This window comes from Pseudomonas sp. NBRC 111133 (assembly GCF_001320605.1).
In the GTDB taxonomy this organism is placed as follows: Bacteria; Pseudomonadota; Gammaproteobacteria; order Pseudomonadales; family Pseudomonadaceae; genus Aquipseudomonas; species Aquipseudomonas monteilii.
On sequence record NZ_BCBJ01000108.1, the window covers coordinates 14,962 to 34,748 of the forward strand.

Annotated in this window: 17 protein-coding genes; 13 read left to right on the forward strand and 4 right to left on the reverse strand. The window is 61.0% G+C overall.

Annotation, left to right across the window (positions count from 1 at the left end; genetic code table 11):
* The first annotated feature begins 1 nt into the window (after nt 1).
* The 8 genes from APH36_RS24360 to APH36_RS24395 all read left to right on the forward strand — a co-directional run bounded on the left by APH36_RS24360 (nt 2) and on the right by APH36_RS24395 (nt 11,453).
* The gene (locus APH36_RS24360) at nt 2–706 is read left to right on the forward strand and encodes a succinate dehydrogenase iron-sulfur subunit (RefSeq protein ID WP_060500825.1); all 705 of its coding nucleotides are present in this window, start codon (nt 2–4) and stop codon (nt 704–706) included.
* Between the two features lie 246 nt (nt 707–952).
* Nucleotides 953–3,784, forward strand: a complete 2,832-nt coding sequence (locus tag APH36_RS24365) for a 2-oxoglutarate dehydrogenase E1 component (protein WP_060500827.1) — start codon at nt 953–955, stop codon at nt 3,782–3,784.
* A 42-nt stretch (nt 3,785–3,826) separates the two neighbouring features.
* Nucleotides 3,827–5,050, forward strand: coding sequence for a 2-oxoglutarate dehydrogenase complex dihydrolipoyllysine-residue succinyltransferase (gene odhB, locus APH36_RS24370; protein ID WP_060500829.1), 1,224 nt, complete (start codon nt 3,827–3,829; stop codon nt 5,048–5,050).
* Nucleotides 5,051–5,143: 93 nt separating this feature from the next.
* A complete protein-coding gene (gene lpdA, locus APH36_RS24375) occupies nt 5,144–6,580 on the forward strand; it encodes a dihydrolipoyl dehydrogenase (protein WP_003254207.1) in 1,437 nt (478 codons plus the stop codon).
* Between the two features lie 172 nt (nt 6,581–6,752).
* The gene (gene sucC, locus APH36_RS24380) at nt 6,753–7,919 is read left to right on the forward strand and encodes an ADP-forming succinate--CoA ligase subunit beta (protein ID WP_003254205.1); all 1,167 of its coding nucleotides are present in this window, start codon (nt 6,753–6,755) and stop codon (nt 7,917–7,919) included.
* A complete protein-coding gene (gene sucD / locus APH36_RS24385; RefSeq protein ID WP_003254203.1) occupies nt 7,919–8,803 on the forward strand; it encodes a succinate--CoA ligase subunit alpha in 885 nt (294 codons plus the stop codon). The genes sucC and sucD overlap by 1 nt, the downstream gene beginning before the upstream one ends.
* Before the next feature lie 375 nt (nt 8,804–9,178).
* Complete coding sequence (gene brnQ, locus APH36_RS24390; RefSeq protein ID WP_060500832.1) at nt 9,179–10,492, forward strand: branched-chain amino acid transport system II carrier protein; 1,314 nt, start codon at nt 9,179–9,181, stop codon at nt 10,490–10,492.
* 211 nt (nt 10,493–10,703) lie between these two features.
* Nucleotides 10,704–11,453, forward strand: coding sequence for a DUF599 domain-containing protein (locus tag APH36_RS24395; protein WP_060500834.1), 750 nt, complete (start codon nt 10,704–10,706; stop codon nt 11,451–11,453).
* Nucleotides 11,454–11,520: 67 nt separating this feature from the next.
* Here APH36_RS24395 and APH36_RS24400 read toward each other — a convergent pair whose 3' ends face one another.
* Nucleotides 11,521–11,832 (reverse strand): hypothetical protein, encoded by a 312-nt coding sequence (locus APH36_RS24400; protein WP_060500837.1) that lies wholly within the window; start codon nt 11,830–11,832, stop codon nt 11,521–11,523.
* 154 nt (nt 11,833–11,986) lie between these two features.
* On the opposite strand from APH36_RS24400, the gene APH36_RS24405 reads away from it, so the two are divergent.
* From APH36_RS24405 to APH36_RS24420, 4 genes are all read left to right on the forward strand, one after another.
* Nucleotides 11,987–12,463: a PaaI family thioesterase gene (locus APH36_RS24405; RefSeq protein WP_060500839.1), complete on the forward strand. Its 477-nt coding sequence runs from the start codon at nt 11,987–11,989 to the stop codon at nt 12,461–12,463.
* Nucleotides 12,460–12,942 (forward strand): PaaI family thioesterase, encoded by a 483-nt coding sequence (locus APH36_RS24410; protein ID WP_060500841.1) that lies wholly within the window; start codon nt 12,460–12,462, stop codon nt 12,940–12,942. Before APH36_RS24405 ends, APH36_RS24410 begins: the two co-directional genes overlap by 4 nt.
* Nucleotides 12,943–13,012: 70 nt before the next feature.
* Nucleotides 13,013–14,917 carry a molecular chaperone HtpG gene (htpG, locus tag APH36_RS24415; protein WP_060500843.1) on the forward strand — a complete coding sequence of 635 codons (1,905 nt, stop codon included), beginning with the start codon at nt 13,013–13,015 and terminating at the stop codon, nt 14,915–14,917.
* 78 nt (nt 14,918–14,995) lie between these two features.
* A complete protein-coding gene (locus tag APH36_RS24420) occupies nt 14,996–15,721 on the forward strand; it encodes a dienelactone hydrolase family protein (protein WP_060500846.1) in 726 nt (241 codons plus the stop codon).
* Nucleotides 15,722–15,751: 30 nt separating this feature from the next.
* Here APH36_RS24420 and APH36_RS24425 read toward each other — a convergent pair whose 3' ends face one another.
* Nucleotides 15,752–16,615 carry a pirin family protein gene (locus tag APH36_RS24425; RefSeq protein WP_060500848.1) on the reverse strand — a complete coding sequence of 288 codons (864 nt, stop codon included), beginning with the start codon at nt 16,613–16,615 and terminating at the stop codon, nt 15,752–15,754.
* Between the two features lie 117 nt (nt 16,616–16,732).
* On the opposite strand from APH36_RS24425, the gene APH36_RS24430 reads away from it, so the two are divergent.
* The gene (locus tag APH36_RS24430) at nt 16,733–17,740 is read left to right on the forward strand and encodes an amidohydrolase family protein (protein ID WP_060500850.1); all 1,008 of its coding nucleotides are present in this window, start codon (nt 16,733–16,735) and stop codon (nt 17,738–17,740) included.
* A gap of 169 nt (nt 17,741–17,909) precedes the next feature.
* On the opposite strand, the gene fabB is transcribed toward APH36_RS24430, so the two are convergent.
* Both fabB and fabA read right to left on the reverse strand, forming a co-directional pair.
* Complete coding sequence (fabB, locus tag APH36_RS24435; protein ID WP_019099700.1) at nt 17,910–19,130, reverse strand: beta-ketoacyl-ACP synthase I; 1,221 nt, start codon at nt 19,128–19,130, stop codon at nt 17,910–17,912.
* A gap of 11 nt (nt 19,131–19,141) precedes the next feature.
* The gene (gene fabA / locus APH36_RS24440; protein WP_051098991.1) at nt 19,142–19,657 is read right to left on the reverse strand and encodes a 3-hydroxyacyl-[acyl-carrier-protein] dehydratase FabA; all 516 of its coding nucleotides are present in this window, start codon (nt 19,655–19,657) and stop codon (nt 19,142–19,144) included.
* Between the last annotated feature and the right edge of the window lie 130 nt (nt 19,658–19,787).

Below are 19,787 nucleotides of genomic sequence, written 5' to 3' on the forward strand. Positions count from 1 at the left end.
TATGTTGAAAGTCGAAGTTTATCGTTACAACCCGGACACCGACTCGGCGCCCAAGATGGAGTCGTTCGACGTCGATACCGGCGGCAAGGACCTGATGGTTCTCGATGTATTGGCGCTGATCAAGGAAAAGGACGAAGGTTTCTCGTACCGTCGCTCCTGCCGTGAAGGCGTGTGCGGTTCTGACGGCATGAACATGAACGGCAAGAACGGCCTGGCCTGCATCACCCCGCTGTCGGGTGTGGTCAAGGGCAACAAGCTGGTTCTGCGCCCACTGCCAGGCCTGCCGGTCATTCGTGACCTGGTGGTCGACATGAGCATCTTCTACAAGCAGTACGAGAAGGTGAAGCCGTTCCTGCAGAACGATACCCCGGCACCGGCCATCGAGCGCCTGCAGTTGCCGGAAGACCGTGACAAGCTGGACGGCCTGTACGAGTGCATCCTGTGCGCGTGCTGCTCGACGTCCTGCCCGTCGTTCTGGTGGAACCCGGACAAGTTCCTGGGCCCGGCTGCACTGCTGCAAGCCTACCGCTTCCTGGCTGACAGCCGCGACACCAAGACTCAGGAGCGCCTGGCGTCCCTGGATGACCCGTTCAGCGTATTCCGCTGCCGCGGGATCATGAACTGCGTAAACGTTTGCCCGAAAGGTCTGAACCCGACCAAGGCAATCGGTCACGTACGTAACATGCTGCTGCAAAGCGGCACCTGATACAACGTGTTGTACCTGCAGTAAGCCGAGGTGCGGGTGGTGAGCCCGCACTGAGGTAAAACCCGAACAAGGGCCCACAAAGCCTGCGTTCATTACCTATGAAGATATGAGACCAGCAGGGGCTTTCCGGGCTGGTACCCGGAAAATCAGCAGGATCCTAGTGGCGTGGTTCAGTCGCTGTATTCGGACTTTTCCAGGTTTGCTGTGGCTCTCGCCGATCAGTCCCCTAATCGAGGGTGACCAAGCATGCAAGAAAGCGTGATGCAGCGCATGTGGGAAAGCGCCCACCTTTCAGGTGGTAACGCTGCATATGTGGAAGAGCTCTACGAGCTCTACCTGCACGACCCTAACGCTGTGCCAGAAGAGTGGCGCACCTACTTCCAGAAGTTGCCCGCCGACGGCAGCACCGCTACCGATGTATCGCACTCGACAATCCGCGACCATTTCGTACTGCTGGCAAAGAACCAGCGCCGCGCCCAACCGGTATCCGCCGGGAGCGTGAGCAGTGAACACGAGAAGAAGCAGGTTGAAGTTCTGCGACTGATCCAGGCCTATCGTATGCGCGGCCATCAGGCTGCCAAGCTCGACCCGTTGGGGTTGTGGCAGCGTCCTGCGCCCGTAGACCTGTCGATCAATCACTACGGCTTGACCAATGCCGATCTTGATACGACCTTCCGTGCCGGCGACCTGTTCATCGGCAAAGAGGAGGCGAGCCTACGCGAGATCTTCGAGGCGCTCCAGAAGACATATTGTCGCACCATTGGCGCCGAGTTCACCCACATCGTCGATTCCGAGCAGCGCAGCTGGTTCCAGCAGCGCCTGGAAAGCGTGCGCGGCCGTCCGGAGTTTTCCGCTGACGTGCAGGCTCACCTGCTCGAGCGCGTGACTGCCGGTGAAGGCCTTGAAAAATACCTGGGCACCAAGTACCCAGGCACCAAGCGTTTCGGCCTTGAGGGCGGCGAAAGCCTGATCCCGATGCTGGACGAGATGATCCAGCGCTCCGGCTCCTACGGCACCAAGGAAGTCGTGATCGGCATGGCCCACCGTGGCCGTCTGAACGTCTTGGTGAACACCTTCGGCAAGAACCCGCGCGAGCTGTTCGACGAGTTCGAAGGCAAGAAGATGAACGAGCTGGGCTCCGGTGACGTGAAGTATCACCAGGGCTTCTCGTCGAACGTGATGACCGCCGGTGGCGAAGTGCACCTGGCCATGGCGTTCAACCCGTCCCACCTGGAAATCGTATCGCCAGTGGTCGAAGGTTCGGTGCGCGCCCGTCAGGACCGCCGCAACGACACCGTTGGTGACAAGGTACTGCCGATCTCGATCCACGGCGACGCAGCGTTCGCCGGCCAGGGCGTGGTCATGGAAACCTTCCAGATGTCGCAGACCCGCGGTTTCAAGACCGGTGGCACCGTGCACATCGTGATCAACAACCAGGTGGGTTTCACCATCAGCAACCCGCTGGACGCGCGCTCTACCGAGTACGCCACCGACGTTGCCAAGATGATCCAGGCGCCGATCCTGCACGTGAACGGCGATGACCCTGAAGCGGTGCTGTTCGTCACCCAGCTGGCGATCGACTACCGCATGCAGTTCAAGCGTGACGTGGTGATCGACCTGGTCTGCTACCGTCGTCGCGGCCACAACGAGGCCGACGAGCCAAACGGTACCCAGCCGCTGATGTATCAGCAAATCAGCAAGCAGCGTACTACCCGTGAGCTGTACGCCGAGGCACTGATCCAGGCCGGCCGCATTGATGCCGAGCGCGCCCAGGCCAAGATCGACGAGTACCGCAACGCGCTGGACAACGGCCTGCACGTTGTGAAGAGCCTGGTCAAGGAGCCGAACCGCGAGCTGTTCGTTGACTGGCGCCCGTACCTGGGCCATGCCTGGACCGCACGTCACGACACCCGTTTCGACCTCAAGACCCTGCAAGACCTGTCGGCCAAGCTGCTGGAAATTCCGGAAGGCTTCGTCGTTCAGCGCCAGGTGTCAAAGATCTACGAAGACCGCCAGAAGATGCAGGCCGGTGGCTTGCCGATCAACTGGGGTTATGCAGAGACCATGGCTTACGCCACCCTGCAGTTCGAAGGTCACCCGATCCGCATGACCGGCCAGGACATCGGCCGTGGCACCTTCTCGCACCGTCACGCGGTGCTGCACAACCAGAAGGACGCCAGCACCTACGTACCGCTGAAGAACCTGTTCCCGAGCCAGCCAATGTTCGAGCTGTACGACTCCTTCCTGTCGGAAGAAGCGGTACTGGCCTTCGAATACGGCTACTCGACCACCACGCCGAACGCGCTGGTGATCTGGGAAGCCCAGTTCGGCGACTTCGCCAACGGTGCGCAAGTGGTGATCGACCAGTTCATCACCAGCGGCGAGCACAAGTGGGGCCGTCTGTGTGGCCTGACCATGCTGCTGCCACACGGTTATGAAGGGCAGGGCCCGGAGCACTCCTCCGCGCGTCTGGAGCGTTACCTGCAGCTGTGCGCCGAGCACAACATCCAGGTGTGCGTACCGACCACCCCGGCTCAGATCTACCACCTGCTGCGTCGTCAGGTCATCCGTCCGCTGCGCAAGCCGCTGATCGTGCTGACGCCAAAGTCGCTGCTGCGCCACAAGCTGGCCATCTCGACCCTGGAAGACCTGGCCGAAGGCTCGTTCCAGACCGTGATCCCGGAAATCGACACCCTCGATCCGGCCAAGGTCGAACGTCTGGTCCTGTGCGGTGGCAAGGTTTACTACGACCTGCTGGAAAAACGCCGTGCCGAAGGCCGCGAAGACATCGCCATCGTGCGTATCGAGCAGCTGTATCCGTTCCCGGAGGACGACCTGGTCGAAATCCTGGCGCCGTACACCAACCTCAAGCATGCGGTCTGGTGTCAGGAAGAGCCGATGAACCAGGGCGCCTGGTACAGCAGCCAGCACCACATGCGCCGTATCCTGGGCCGCCACAACAAGGCGCTGGTCCTGGAATACGCCGGCCGCGACGCTTCTGCCGCGCCAGCCTGTGGTTACGCTTCGAAGCACGCCGAACAGCAGGAAAAACTGCTGCAAGACGCCTTCACTGTCTAACGCCTTCGCGCACCTGAAACCGAATTTAAGGAAACACTGATAATGGCTATCGAGATCAAAGCCCCAACCTTCCCGGAATCGGTTGCCGATGGCACCGTTGCCACCTGGCACAAGCAGCCGGGCGAAGCCGTCAAGCGTGACGAGCTGATCGTCGACATCGAGACCGACAAGGTCGTCCTGGAAGTACTGGCCACCGCCGACGGCGTGCTGGGCGCCATCGTCAAGGGCGAGGGCGACACCGTCCTGTCCGACGAAGTACTGGGTTCGATCGTTGAAGGCGGCGCTGCCGCCGCTGCACCTGCTGCTGCCCCGGCCGCTGCTGCTCCGGCTGCCGCTGCTGCCGATGCTGGCGAAGACGACCCGATCGCTGCGCCGGCCGCGCGCAAGCTGGCTGAAGAAAACGGCATCGACCTGGCTGGCGTTGCAGGCACTGGCAAAGGTGGCCGCATCACCAAGGAAGACGTCGTAGCTGCCGTCGCCAACAAGAAGTCGGCGCCTGCCGCTGCCCCGGCTGCCAAGCCTGCTGCCGCTGCTGCTGCCCCGGTTGTCGTCGCTGCTGGCGACCGCACCGAGAAGCGCGTGCCGATGACCCGCCTGCGTGCCAAGATTGCCGAGCGTCTGGTCGAAGCCCAGTCGAGCATGGCCATGCTGACCACCTTCAACGAAGTGGACATGACCGAAGTCATGGCCCTGCGTTCGAAGTACAAGGACCTGTTCGAGAAGACCCACAACGGCGTACGCCTGGGCTTCATGTCGTTCTTCGTCAAGGCCGCCACCGAAGCCCTGAAGCGCTTCCCGGCTGTCAACGCCTCGATCGACGGCAACGACATCGTCTACCACGGCTACGCCGACGTCGGTGTTGCCGTGTCCAGCGACCGTGGCCTGGTGGTACCGGTACTGCGTAACGCCGAGTCGATGAGCCTGGCTGAAATCGAGAACGGCATCGCCACCTTCGGCAAGAAGGCCCGTGACGGCAAGCTGGCCATCGAAGAGATGACCGGCGGCACCTTCACCATCACCAACGGTGGTACCTTCGGTTCGATGATGTCGACCCCGATCGTCAACCCGCCGCAGGCCGCCATCCTCGGCATGCACAACATCATCCAGCGTCCGATGGCCATCAATGGCCAGGTCGTGATTCGCCCGATGATGTACCTGGCGCTGTCGTACGATCACCGCCTGATCGACGGCAAGGAAGCGGTAACCTTCCTGGTCACCATCAAGAACCTGCTGGAAGATCCGTCTCGCCTGCTGCTGGACATCTAACCCTCTGGCTGCGTACCGTGCCGGCCCTGGCTTCGCAAGAAGCCATGCCGCGCGGTTCGCGGCTTGTAGCTTGTAGCTGATAAGGAATCTTTTATGACCCAGAAATTCGACGTAGTGGTGATTGGTGCAGGTCCTGGCGGCTATGTGGCTGCCATCAAGGCTGCCCAACTTGGTCTGAAGACTGCCTGTATCGAGAAGTACACCGACGCCGAGGGCAAGCTGGCCCTGGGCGGTACCTGCCTGAACGTAGGTTGCATTCCTTCCAAGGCGCTGCTGGACAGCTCCTGGAAATACAAGGAAGCCAAAGAGAGCTTCAATGTCCACGGTATCTCCACGGGCGAAGTGAAGATGGACGTCGCCGCGATGGTTGGCCGCAAGGCTGGCATCGTCAAGAACCTGACCGGTGGCGTTGCCACGCTGTTCAAGGCCAACGGCGTTACTTCGATCCAGGGCCACGGCAAGCTGCTGGCTGGCAAGAAAGTCGAAGTCACCAAGGCTGACGGCACCACCGAAGTCATCGAAGCCGAGAACGTGATCCTGGCTTCCGGCTCGCGCCCGATCGACATTCCGCCGGCTCCAGTCGACCAGAACGTCATCGTCGACTCCACCGGCGCCCTGGAATTCCAGGCCGTACCGAAGCGCCTGGGCGTTATCGGTGCCGGCGTGATCGGCCTGGAGCTGGGCTCGGTCTGGGCTCGCCTGGGTGCTGAAGTCACCGTTCTGGAAGCCCTGGACACCTTCCTGATGGCTGCCGACACCGCCGTGTCGAAAGAAGCCCAGAAGACCCTGACCAAGCAAGGCCTGGACATCAAGCTGGGCGCTCGCGTCACCGGCTCGAAAGTCAACGGCAACGAAGTTGAAGTGACCTACACCAACGCCGAAGGCGAGCAGAAGATCACCTTCGACAAGCTGATCGTTGCGGTCGGCCGTCGCCCTGTAACCACCGACCTGCTGGCGGCCGACAGCGGCGTGACCATCGACGAGCGTGGCTACATCTTCGTCGACGACTACTGCGCTACCAGCGTGCCGGGCGTCTACGCCATCGGTGACGTGGTACGCGGCATGATGCTGGCCCACAAGGCTTCGGAAGAGGGCATCATGGTTGTCGAGCGCATCAAAGGCCACAAGGCCCAGATGAACTACGACCTGATCCCTTCGGTTATCTACACCCACCCGGAAATTGCGTGGGTCGGCAAGACCGAACAGGCCTTGAAGGCCGAAGGCGTTGAGGTTAACGTGGGCACCTTCCCGTTCGCGGCCAGCGGCCGTGCGATGGCAGCCAACGACACCGGTGGTTTCGTCAAGGTCATCGCCGATGCCAAGACCGACCGCGTCCTGGGTGTACACGTGATTGGCCCATCGGCTGCCGAACTGGTGCAGCAGGGTGCAATCGCAATGGAATTCGGCACCAGTGCCGAGGATCTGGGCATGATGGTCTTCAGCCATCCAACCCTGTCCGAAGCGTTGCATGAAGCAGCGCTGGCAGTGAATGGCGGCGCCATTCACGTGGCCAACCGTAAGAAGCGTTAATTATAAGAAACCACGGCGGGCAGCCCGTCGTGAGTCTTGCGTGCATGACTCACCGCGGAACGTCCGCCGGACCGGATCACACGGGAAAACCCGGGGTCAACGGTCACAGGTGGTGCGGCGCCAGTAATGGCGCAGCGCCGAAGCGCAGTACCTAACGAAGACGGTAAAAAGCATGAATCTTCACGAGTATCAGGGTAAGCAGCTGTTCGCTGAATACGGCCTGCCAGTTTCCAAGGGTTTCGCAGTCGATACCCCTGAGCAAGCTGCAGAAGCCTGCGACAAGATCGGCGGGAACGAGTGGGTGGTAAAAGCCCAGGTTCACGCGGGTGGTCGCGGTAAAGCGGGCGGCGTCAAGCTGGTTCGCAGCAAGGAAGACGCCAAGGCGTTCGCTGCACAGTGGTTGGGCAAGAATCTGGTTACCTACCAGACTGATGCCAACGGTCAACCCGTCTCCAAGATTCTGGTCGAATCCTGCACTGACATCGCCAAAGAGCTGTACCTGGGCGCTGTAGTCGATCGTTCGAGCCGCCGTATCGTGTTCATGGCTTCCACCGAAGGTGGCGTGGACATCGAGAAAGTCGCTCACGAAACGCCTGAGAAAATCCTCAAGGCCACCATCGACCCACTGGTCGGCGCTCAGCCGTTCCAGGGTCGCGAGCTGGCATTCCAGCTGGGTCTGGAAGGCAAGCAAGTTCAACAGTTCGCCAAGATCTTCGTGGGCCTGGCCAAGCTGTTCAAGGATCACGACCTGGCGCTGCTGGAAGTGAACCCGCTGGTGATCAAGGCCGACGGCGACCTGCACTGCCTCGATGCCAAGATCAACATCGACGCCAACGCCATGTACCGTCAGCCTAAGCTGAAAACCTTCCACGACCCGTCGCAGGACGACGCCCGTGAAGCCCACGCTGCCAAGTTCGAACTGAACTACGTTGCCCTCGAAGGCAACATCGGCTGCATGGTCAACGGTGCCGGCCTGGCCATGGGTACCATGGACATCGTCAACCTGCACGGCGGCAAACCAGCCAACTTCCTCGACGTTGGCGGCGGTGCTACCAAAGAGCGCGTTACCGAAGCGTTCAAGATCATTCTGTCCGACAGCAATGTCGCGGCCGTTCTGGTCAACATCTTCGGCGGCATCGTTCGCTGCGACATGATTGCCGAAGGCATCATCGGTGCAGTGAAAGAAGTCGGCGTTAAAGTTCCGGTTGTTGTTCGCCTTGAAGGTAACAACGCCGAACTGGGCGCTAAAGTACTGGCAGAAAGCGGTTTGAACATCATTGCGGCAACCAGCCTGACCGACGCTGCTCAACAAGTTGTCAAAGCTGCGGAGGGCAAGTAATGAGCGTCCTGATCAATAAAGACACCAAAGTCATCTGCCAGGGCTTCACCGGCTCGCAGGGTACTTTCCACTCCGAGCAAGCCATCGCCTACGGCACCAAGATGGTCGGCGGCGTAACCCCAGGCAAGGGTGGCACCACCCACCTGGGCCTGCCGGTGTTCAACACCGTCAAGGAAGCCGTGGAAGCTACCGGCGCTGACGCTTCGGTTATCTACGTACCGGCTCCGTTCTGCAAAGACTCGATCCTGGAAGCGGCCTTCGGTGGCATCAAGCTGATCGTGTGCATCACCGAAGGCATTCCTACCCTGGACATGCTGGATGCCAAGGTCAAGTGCGACGAGCTGGGCGTTACCCTGATCGGCCCTAACTGCCCAGGTGTCATCACCCCGGGCGAGTGCAAGATCGGCATCATGCCAGGTCACATCCACCTGCCAGGCAAGGTCGGTATCGTTTCGCGCTCCGGCACCCTGACCTACGAAGCTGTGAAGCAGACCACCGACGCCGGCTTCGGCCAGTCGACCTGCGTCGGCATCGGCGGTGACCCGATCCCGGGCTCCAACTTCATCGACATCCTGAAGCTGTTCCAGGAAGACCCGAAGACCGAAGCGATCGTCATGATCGGTGAGATCGGCGGTTCGGCTGAAGAAGAAGCTGCGGCCTACATCAAGGCCCACGTGACCAAGCCTGTTGTTTCCTACATCGCCGGTGTTACCGCACCTGCGGGCAAGCGCATGGGCCACGCCGGCGCCATCATCTCCGGCGGCAAGGGCACTGCGGACGAGAAGTTCGCCGCCCTGCAGGACGCGGGTGTGAAGACCGTGCGTTCCCTGGCTGACATCGGCAAGGCCCTGGCCGAGCTGACTGGCTGGGAAGCCAAGAAGTAATACTGCTACACCCCCCACGCGCACAGAGGCCACCTTCGGGTGGCCTTTGTCGTTTTAGCGTTGGGCATTTTTGTAAAGGTGGAAAATTCGATAGCCCTCATCAGGTTTTTCCACCAGACATTCGCACTAATTGGCAATAAATTATCGCCCGACACAGATATCCAGACGACAAACATGTACGCACATCGGACAAGCAGCACTGTAACAGTGCGTTTGTTGGGTAAAACGGTTAGTCTACGCGTTCACTCTGTGCCCGCTCCCCAAAAGGGAACGACACGCTAAACGGGTCTGGCCTATAAAGCCGGGCAGCATTTCCCTCACCCATAGGGAAATCCCCTCTCGAATCCCGATTTCAGCAGTGTGGTACTACCTTAAATGAAAGTTCTCAAAGGCCAGGATATCCTGGCGCTTGGCTTTATGACGTTTGCGCTTTTCGTAGGTGCAGGCAATATCATCTTCCCGCCTATCGTCGGTCTGCAGTCTGGCCCGCACGTATGGATGGCGGCCCTGGGCTTCCTGGTGACCGCCGTGGGCCTGCCGGTCATCACCGTGGTCGCCCTGGCCAAGGTCGGCGGCGGCATGGATGCCCTGAGCAGCCCGATTGGCAAATTCTTCGGTGGCCTGCTGGCGGCCGTGTGCTACCTGTCGGTCGGCCCGCTGTTCGCCACCCCGCGCACAGCGACCGTATCGTTCGAAGTGGGTGTTGCGCCGCTGACCGGCGAAAGCCCGCTGGCGCTGTTCATCTACAGCCTGGTGTACTTCCTCGTGGTGCTGGCCGTGTCCATGTACCCAGGCAAGTTGCTCGATACCGTGGGCCGCTTCCTGGCGCCGTTGAAGATCATCGCCCTGGCGGTGCTGGGCATCGCCGCCTTCGCGCTGCCTGCCGGCACCATTGGTGAAGCGCAGCCGGCCTATGCCGCCGCAGCGTTCTCCAAGGGCTTCTCCGATGGTTACCTGACCATGGACACCCTGGGTGCCCTGGTGTTCGGTATCGTCATCGTCAATGCCATCCGTTCGCGCGGTGTCGAGTCGCCGAAGCTGATTACCCGCTACGCCATCATCGCCGGCCTGATCGCCGGTGTCGGCCTGGCGTTGGTGTACGTCAGCCTGTTCCGCCTGGGTGCCACCAGCCACGACATCGCGGCTGACGCCACCAACGGTGCGGCGGTTCTGCATGCCTACGTGCAGCACACCTTCGGTTCGTTGGGTAGCGGCTTCCTGGCCGTGCTGATTGCGCTGGCCTGCCTGGTGACCGCTGTCGGCCTGACCTGCGCCTGCGCCGAGTACTTCAGCCAGATTCTGCCGCTGTCGTACCGGGCACTGGTGGTGCTCCTGGCGGGCTTCTCGCTGTTGATCTCCAACCTGGGCCTGACCAAGCTGATCATGTTCTCGATCCCGGTGCTTACCGCCATCTACCCACCTTGCATCGTCGTGGTTGGCCTGAGCTTCGTGAAGGACCTGTGGAACTCGCCGACCCGCATTCTGGCGCCGGTGATGCTGGTGTCGCTGGTGTTCGGCATGGTTGATGCGATCAAGGGCAGCAGTATTGCCCATGTGCTGCCGGACTTCATGGCGCACCTGCCACTGAGCGACCAAGGCCTGGCCTGGCTGGTGCCTTCGGTGGTGACCCTGGTGGGTGCCGTGGCCTGCGACCGCATGCTCGGCAAGCCGCGCGAAGCGCTGGCCTGATAGTCGAAGCCTGAGGGCAGCACCGGCCACAAGCCAGAAGGGTGCCCGCCAACAGCCCAGACTCGAAAACCCCGTATCCGGAAGGATGCGGGGTTTTTTATTGGCGGCATGAACAGTGCGATTTTCAGGGTGGATGTGTGCCTTTTTCCGCTTGCCAGCGTCGAAACCCGGTCCCTATCCTCTAGGCATCTGGCCCACTCGGGAACCCTGCATGAACTTCATCCAAACCAACTTCAACAACCTGCTGGCCATCGCCTGGTTTGCCTTGTGCTGGGGCGGTTATACCCGTTATGCCATCTGGAAGGGGCGTGACACCGCGTGCCTGGCCAGCGTGCTGCACTTGTACCGTGAAGACTGGATGCGCCGCATGCTGTTGCGCGACAACCGAATCGCCGATGCCAGCGTAATCGGCAACCTTGAGCGCAACGCATCGTTTTTTGCGTCCAGCACGCTGATCATTCTTGCCGGCATCCTTACCGTGCTCGGTGCCTCTGACCGGGCGCTGTCGCTCCTGGCCGACCTGCCGTTGGTGCAACAGACCTCCCAAGGCATGTCGGAGATCAAGTTGCTGTGCCTGGCCACGGTTTTCGTCTACGCCTTCTTCACCTTTAGCTGGTGCATGCGCCAGTACAACTTTGCCGCCGTGCTGGTGGGCTCTGCACCGATGATCGGTGAACGGTTGGTCAATGAGCTGGAGCGCAAGGCCTTTGCCTCACGGGCGGCGCGTGTGCTGTCGCTGGCGGCCAACCAGTTCAACCTGGGGTTGCGCTCGTACTACTTCGGCATGGCCATGTTGAGCTGGTTCATCAGCCCGTGGCTGTTCATGGTCATGAGTGTCGGCGTCGTCTTTATTTTGTACCGCCGCGAGTTCCATTCCGATGTGCTGGATGTGATGGTGTTCACCCCCACGGAAAGTGTGCCTAACGAACCGGGCAGGGAAAGTACCGTGGCGGGCAACTGAAACGTTTAATCTTTAAGTGGCAGGCACAAAAAAACCCGACAGCGTCGGGTTTTTTTGTTTTAGCCAATTACTGCTTGGCGGGTTCTGCCGGAGTAGCAGGGGCAGCTTCAGTCGCCGGAGCGGCTGGGGCGGCTTCTGGAGCCGGAGTAGCCGGAGCGGCTTCTTCAGCAGCCTTCTGCTCGGCTTCAGCCTGATCTTTGGCGGCTTCAGCGTTTTCCTTGGCAGCCTCGTTCATTTTATCCTGAGCTTCACCCATTTTTTCCTGGGCTTGCTCGGCGTGTTGCTGTGCGTCCTGGGCTTTGTCTTCGCTTGCTTTATCGCAAGCGGCCAGGCCCATGGCAGCGGCCAGCATCAGAGCAAAAGCAAAAGGTTTACGCATGGGGGTGTTTCTCCTTGGTGGAATAAGTGACTTGTTCCTTCGAGTGCAACTACGCGGAATAAGTTCCGCGAAGGTTACAGATATATAACGCCCCGTTCTATATAGACTTTTTAACGATTTTATGCCGCTGAGGCAGTACGGGTGGAAACAGCGAATGAGCGATTCAACCTTGATGCCCATGGCCGAGCGTTTTCTCTCGGCGCTTAAACATTGTCAGTTACTGCAGATGCGTGTGGCAAAAGCCGATGCCGATGGCATGACACTGATCATGCCCTGGTCGGCAGCCATTGTCGGCAACCCGCAGACCGGGGCTGTGCATGGCGGTGCCCTGACCACGCTGATGGACACCACCTGCGGCATGGCCACGCTGTGCGTGCTGCCGCGCTTCGAGGTGTGCCCGACACTGGACCTGCGCATCGACTACATGCACCCGGCCGAAGCTGGCAAGGACATCTACGGCCATGCCCAGTGCTACCGGGTGACCCGCGACGTGATCTTCACCCGGGGTACCGCCTACCAGGACGATCCCGAACAGCCGATTTGCCAGGTGGTGGGCACGTTCATGCGCCTGGGGCAGGAGATCAAGGGCGGTATCCGTTTTGGCAATAGCCTGAAGGAGGGCGGGGCATGATTCCACATGCGGTTCGTCAACAGCTCAACGCCGCCCACGCGGTGGGCGACTACGGCCCATTGCTGGCGCTGATCCCTTACGCCGGGCTGATTGGTATCGAATGCGAGCGTCAGGGCGACGACCTGCTGTTCCGCCTGCCGGCCCGCCCGGACAACATCGGCAACCCGTTGCTGCCCGCCATCCATGGTGGTGTGATTGCGGGGTTCATGGAGCTGTCTGCGGCTTTGTACCTGTTGATCTACAGCGAAAGTGCGAGCATCCCGAAAATCATCGATTTCTCCATCGACTACCTGCGAGCCGGGCTTTTTCGCGATACTTACGCCCGGTGCCAGCTATGGCGCCAAGGGCGACGGGTGACGAATGTCGCCATTACCGCCTGGCAGGGCGACAGGCAATCGCCCATTGCCACGGCCCGCGCGCATTTCAAGATCGAACCGGAAAAGCCCTTGAAATCATCCGGGCAGCCCCCATCTGAATGACATCCGCCGCTAACGCAGGCCGAACTGGCCGCCAGGCGCCCACTACCCTCAGATCGGAGTTTCGAAGACCATGACTGTGGAAACACAAAAGGAAACGTTGGGCTTCCAGACCGAGGTAAAGCAACTGCTGCACCTCATGATTCACTCGCTGTACTCGAACAAGGAAATCTTCCTGCGGGAGCTGATTTCCAACGCCTCCGACGCGGCCGACAAGCTGCGCTTCGAAGCCCTGGCCAAGCCAGAACTGCTTGAAGGCGACGCCGATCTGAAGATTCGCCTGAGCTTCGACAAGGACGCCGGTACCGTCACCCTCGAAGACAACGGCATCGGCATGAGCCGTGAAGACGTCATCGCCCACCTGGGTACCATTGCCAAGTCCGGCACTGCCGACTTCATGAAGAACCTCACCGGTGACCAGAAGAAGGACTCGCACCTGATCGGTCAGTTCGGCGTGGGCTTCTACTCCGCGTTCATCGTGGCCGACAAGGTCGACGTGTACAGCCGCCGTGCCGGTCAGCCAGCCGCAGAAGGTGTGCACTGGTCGTCGAAAGGCGAGGGCGAGTTTGAAGTCGCTACCATCGACAAGCCACAGCGCGGCACCCGCATCGTCCTGCACCTGAAGCAGGAAGAAAAAGAGTTCGCCGATGGCTGGCGCCTGCGCAACGTGGTCAAGAAGTACTCCGACCACATCGCCCTGCCTATCCAGCTGCCGAAAGAAGAACCAGCCGCCGAAGGCGAAGAACAGCCGGCTGAAGCGTGGGAAACCGTCAACCGTGCCAGCGCGCTGTGGACCCGTTCGCGCACCGAGGTGAAGGACGAGGAGTACCAGGAGTTCTACAAGCACATCGGTCATGACTTCGAAAACCCACTGGCCTGGAGCCACAACAAGGTTGAAGGCAAGCTCGAATACAATTCGCTGCTGTATGTGCCGGCCCGCGCGCCGTTCGACCTGTACCAGCGCGAAGCACCGCGTGGCCTGAAGCTGTACGTGCAGCGTGTGTTCATCATGGACCAGGCCGAGTCGTTCCTGCCGCTGTACCTGCGCTTCATCAAGGGCGTGGTCGACTCCAACGACCTGTCGCTGAACGTGTCGCGTGAAATCCTGCAGAAAGACCCGATCATCGACTCGATGAAGACCGCGCTGACCAAGCGCGTGCTCGACATGCTGGAAAAACTGGCGAAGAACGAGCCCGAGCAGTACAAAGGCTTCTGGAAGAACTTCGGCCAGGTGCTGAAGGAAGGCCCGGCCGAAGACTTCGCCAACAAGGAGAAAATCGCCAGCCTGCTGCGCTTTGCCTCCACCCAGGACGACAGTGGCGAGCAGAGCGTCGCCCTGGCCGAGTACCTGGCCCGCGCCAAGGAAGGCCAGGACAAGATCTACTACCTCACCGGCGAGTCGTATGCGCAGGTCAAGAACAGCCCGCACCTGGAGGTCTTCCGCAAGAAAGGCATCGAAGTGCTGCTGCTGACCGACCGCATTGACGAGTGGCTGATGAGCTACCTCAACGAGTTCGACGGCAAGGCCTTTGTCGACGTCGCCCGTGGCGACCTGGACCTGGGCAAGCTGGATTCGGAAGAAGACAAGAAAGCCCAGGAAGAAGTGGCCAAGGACAAGGAAGGCCTGGTCGAGCGCCTGAAAGGCGCGCTGGGTGACAGCGTGGCTGAAGTGCGCGTGTCGCACCGCCTGACCGACTCCCCAGCGATTCTGGCCATAGGCGAGCAGGACCTGGGCCTGCAGATGCGTCAGATTCTGGAGGCCAGCGGGCAGAAGGTGCCGGAATCCAAGCCGATCTTCGAGTTCAACCCGACCCACCCGCTGATCGAAAAGCTGGACAACGAGCAGAGTGAAGACCGTTTTGCCGAGCTGTCGCACATCCTGTTCGATCAAGCGGCCCTGGCGGCCGGCGATAGCCTGAAGGACCCGGCGGCCTACGTTCGTCGCCTGAACAAGCTGCTGGTCGAGCTGTCTGCTTGAGTTGATGCTTGGGAAAGCCCGCTTCGGCGGGCTTTTTTCATGGCGGGCTTTTTAGAATACGTGCCTAAGGAGTGCTTGATGAGCAAGGTAATCGTCGAATCGCTGGTTTATCACCTGTCCGGCAAAACCTACGAAAGCCGCCTGGTCTATGAGCCAGGGGCGCTGGGCCGTCCAGGCCTGGTGATGGCGCCGAACTGGATGGGCATTGGCGAAGGGGCTGAGCGCATTGCCAAGGAAGTGGCCGAGAAAGGCTATGTGGTGCTGATAGCCGACCTGTACGGGCAGTCGGTGCGCCCGTCTAACGCCGACGAGGCTGGCGCGGCGATGATGCCGCTGAAGAACGACCGGGGCGAACTGCGCAAGCGCATGCAGGAAGCCCTGGCGCAGCTGTTGGGGCAGTCCAAGGCGCTGCTGGAGCCAGGCAAGGTCGGCACGTTTGGCTTCTGCTTTGGTGGCTGCTGTGCGCTGGAGCTGGCCCGTACCGGCGCCGATTTGCGTGCGGCGGTGTCGTTCCATGGCACGCTGGATACGCCAAACCCGGAGGATGCCAAACGCATCAAGGGCTCGGTGCTGGTGTTGCATGGGGCTTCCGACCCGCTGGTGCCGAAGGAGCAGTTGCCGGCGTTTGAGGAGGAGATGAACGCGGCCAAGGTGGATTGGCAGTTGCTAAGCTATGGCGGGGCGGTGCACTCGTTTACCGACCCGAGTGCCAATGTGCCGGGCAAGATGCAGTATGACCGGCGCACCTCAGAGCGGGCGTTCCGTTCGATGCACAATCTGCTGGCAGAAGTGTTCCAGCGCTGACTGTGATTTGGGGCCGCAAAGCGGCCCCAATTACCTAGGCAACTCGATTCTTGAGGTTTCCCCCGGCACCACCGGCCAATCCCCCGCCGCCCACCTTGCCCTGGCCCGCTCGATCAGCTCCGGGTCACTGGCCACGAAATTCCAGTTCATTCGCCGCGGTCCATCCAAAGGCTCGCCGCCAATCAGCATCAGCTGGCACTCTTCCTCTGCATAGAGCACCACCTCTTCGCCTTCCGGCAGCACCACCAGGCTGCACGGCTCCACGTCTTCATCGTTCAACAGCAGCTCACCATCCAGCAGATACAGCGCTCGTTGCGCATGCTCGGTCGGTACCAGCAACGTCGTAGCCGCCTGCATCCGCACATGCGCATAAAGGGTAGGAGACAGCACCGGCACCGGTGATTCCAGGCAGAACCCGCTACCGGCAATCATGCAAATGCGCACCCCCAGGTTTTCACTGACCGGCAGGCTCGCCGCCGGGTGATGGCTATAGCTTGCCGCGCCTTGTTCATGTTCACGCGGCGAGGCCAGCCATACCTGCAAGCCATGCAGGCGCGAGCCATGAGCCAGGGCGTCGTCGGGCGTACGCTCCACGTGGGCCACGCCGCTGCCAGCCGTCATCCAGCTGACATCGCCGGGCAGCACCCGCTGCGCTGAGCCGAGGCTGTCCTTGTGCAGGATCGCGCCCTCGAACAGGTAGGTCAGGGTCGACAGGCCGATATGCGGGTGCTGGCGGATGTCCATGCCATGCCCTGGGGCATAGTCGGTTTCCAGCATGTGGTCAAAAAACACGAACGGTCCGACGCTGCGGCACTGGGCCGTTGGCAGCGGGCGCAGGATCGGCTGGCCCTCGACCGATTCGGCGCGCGGGCGGATGATCAGGGGGCTGCTCATGGGGTGGGCTCCAGGCGAAGTGGAAATGCCTCCAGCATAGCGGTTTGCCCGCTTCGGCTGAACCGTCTCGCTTAACGGCCGGTCTACTGTTTTCGCCCCCTTGGAAGGAAGCTGCCCATGATTGCCAAAGCGCTGGCCTGCGTGTTGTTGACTGGCTGGCTGTGCCAGGCGGCGCAGGCGCGCGACTACCGCTACAGCGATGCCCACTTGCACTACGTCGACTTCTTCCAGGAAAGCGAAGGCATGGCGGCATTGATCAAGGCCATGGATGCTGCCGGTATCGAGCAGTCGATGATTTCCGGCATACCAGTGGCCAAGAAGTGGCATGAGGACGAGCCCAAACGCCCGCGCTATTACGCCGGTGACGATGCCGATGCCTATTGGTACAGTGCGACCGATACCTATGTGGCCGCAGCCCTGCAGCCATTGCCGGAAGCGCAGCGTAAGCGCTTTCATCCGTTTCTGACGGGCTTCAACCCGGTAGACAAGAACGCAGTCAGCCACATCGAGCGGATGCTCGACCTGTACCCGGGGTTGTGGCAGGGCATTGGCGAGGTGTTCACCCGGCACGACGACCTGACAGCGCTGACCAGTGGCGACACGCCGCGCGCCAACAACGAAGCCATGACGCGTATCTACCACCTGGCGGCCGAGCGTGACCTGCCGGTGTTGCTGCATTCCAACATTACCTCCAAGCGCGAGCGCAACCCGTTGTACCTGGCGGAAATCGAAGAGCCGCTGCGTAATCACCCGCACACGCGGTTTATCTGGGCGCACGCCGGCAGCAGCATGGAGATACACCGGCACCAGACGCAGATGGACTTTCTGCTGCCGGTGCTGACGCGGCTGCTGGAGGACTACCCGAACCTGTATGTGGACCTGTCGTGGAGTGTGCTGGAGCCGTATCTGCTGGACGACCAAGGCGTGCCGCGCAAGGAATGGGTGGCGTTGGTGGAACAGTACCCGGAGCGTTTCATGCTGGGGTCGGACGTGGTGGGGCGGTTTGGCAGCCTGGGGGAGCAGATGCACGGGTTCCGGCCGTTTCTGGATGCCTTGCCGGAGGCGGTGGCCAACAAAGTGGCGCGGGATAATTTTCTCGCGGTGTTGCCCAAGGTTCACCGATAGCCTGTGCCGGCCCTTTCGCGGGTGAACCCGCTCCCACAGGGTCCCCACAGTTCTTGAGGGCTGTGCAGTACCTGTGGGAGCGGGTTTACCCGCGAAGAGGCCGGTACAGGCAACACAAATAAAAACGCCCCGAACCAGTCGGGGCGTTTTCGATTACCGCATCAGCGTCTTACTTGCCTTCCCAGCGCTTGAGCACCAGGGTGGCGTTGGTGCCGCCGAAGCCGAAGCTGTTGCTCATGACCGTGTCGATCTTGGCGTTTTCTTCGGTTTTGCGCAGGATCGGCAGGTCGGCGACCTCCGGGTCCAGCTCGTCGATGTTGGCGGAACCGGCGATGAAGTTGTTTTCCATCATCAGCAGGCAGTAGATCGCCTCGTGTACGCCAGCGGCGCCCAGCGAGTGGCCCGACAGGCTCTTCGTCGAGCTGATCTTCGGTGCCTTGTCGCCGAACACGGCGCGAACGCCCTTGATCTCGGCAACGTCACCGACCGGGGTCGAGGTGCCGTGGGTGTTCAGGTAGTCGATCGGGGTGTCGACGGTGGACAGTGCCTGCTGCATGCAGCGGATGGCACCTTCGCCACTCGGGGCAACCATGTCGTAGCCGTCGGAGGTGGCGCCGTAGCCAACGATTTCGGCGTAGATCTTGGCGCCACGGGCCAGGGCGTGTTCCAGCTCCTCGACCACCACCATGCCGCCACCGCCAGCGATGACGAAGCCATCACGGTCGGCGTCGTAGGCGCGCGAGGCCAGTTCCGGGGTTTCGTTGCGCTTGGTCGACAGAGCGCCCATGGCATCGAAGAGGAACGACTGGCTCCAGTGCTCTTCTTCACCGCCACCGGCGAAGACGATGTCTTGCTTGCCCCACTGGATCTGCTCCAGCGCGGTACCGATGCAGTGAGCCGAAGTGGCGCAGGCCGACGAGATCGAGTAGTTGATGCCCTTGATCTTGAACGGGGTGGCCAGGCACGCCGAAACGGTGCTGCCCATGGTGCGGGTAACGCGGTATGGGCCGACGCGCTTGACGCCTTTCTCGCGCAGGGTGTCCAGCGCTTCCATCTGGTTCAGGGTCGACGCGCCGCCAGAGCCAGCTACCAGGCCGGTACGCGGGCTGGAAACCTGCTCTTCGGTCAGACCGGCGTCCTTGATCGCGTCCTGCATCGCCAGGTAGGCGTAGGCAGCAGCGTGGCCGACGAAACGGTAGACCTTGCGGTCGATCAGTTCTTCGAGGTTGAGGTCGATGGACCCGGAAACCTGGCTACGCAGCCCCATTTCCTTGTATTCCGGGTTGTAACGGATACCCGGACGGCTGTTGCGCAGGTTTTCGGTGACGGTAGCTTTGTCATTGCCCAGGCACGACACGATGCCCAGACCAGTGATAACGACGCGGCGCATGCGAATAACCCTTAGAAATTGTCAGTGGAGGTGAACACGCCGACCCGCAGGCCTTCGGCAGTGTAGATCTCGCGGCCGTCGACGCTGACCGAGCCATCGGCGATGGCCATGTTCAGCTTGCCCTTCAGGACGCGCTTGATGTGAATGTTGTAGGTGACTTTCTTGGCAGCAGGCAATACCTGGCCAAAGAATTTCACTTCACCCGAACCCAGGGCACGACCGCGGCCTGGCAGGCCCTGCCAGCCGAGGAAGAAGCCCACCAGCTGCCACATGGCGTCGAGGCCCAGGCAGCCCGGCATGACCGGGTCGCCTTCGAAGTGGCAGGCGAAGAACCACAGGTCCGGGTTGATATCCAGCTCGGCGACCAATTCACCTTTGCCGTACTTGCCGCCTTCTTCGCTGATATGGGTGATGCGATCGACCATCAGCATGTTCGGCGCGGGCAGTTGCGCATTACCTGGGCCGAACAGCTCACCGCGACTGCAGCGCAGCAGGTCTTCCCGAGTAAAGGCGTGTTGTTTGGTCATGCGAGCTCCTCAATAACCCCCTGTGGCAGGGGATGAACCTTCCCGGCCGGCCCGATACGCAACGCGTTCGGGGCGGCAGCCTACAGGTAGACTATTGCGTTGTGGTGAAAGTCACAGCGCACCTGGTGAA